1 protein-coding gene is annotated in these 309 nt (G+C 69.3%); it reads left to right on the top strand.

The features are described from left to right. Positions 1–12 precede the first annotated feature (12 nt). The coding region (locus UK12_RS42605) for a transposase (protein ID WP_231591531.1) at positions 13–309 on the top strand (297 nt) is incomplete at its 3' end.

The following is a 309-nucleotide window of genomic DNA, read 5'->3' as shown; positions in this document are numbered from 1 at the left end:
GGACAGATCCGTGTGCTCGGTGTCGATGATTTCGCCCTGCGGAAGGGGGACTCGTACGCCACGATCCTGTGGACCCGGAAAAGACGGCGCCGGGTGAAGTTCCTGCCGGGCGGGAAGGCGAAACGGCGGGCCGCTTGCCGAAGGGGCAATCCGGAGTGGAGAATCATCGCCCGGGACGGCGCCGAAGCCTATGCCCAGGGCGCCCGCAGCGGCGCCCCGCAAGCAGTGCAGGTCGACGACGCATGGCATCTGTGGCACAACCTCGGCGACGCCGCCGACAAGACCGTCGCCGCCCACCACACCCGCGTC

The sequence above is a fragment of the Saccharothrix sp. ST-888 genome (genome assembly GCF_000955975.1).
GTDB lineage: Bacteria > Actinomycetota > Actinomycetes > Streptomycetales > Streptomycetaceae > Kitasatospora.
Note: the sequence above shows the minus strand (reverse complement) of the source record. Positions and strands in the feature narration are given on the sequence as shown.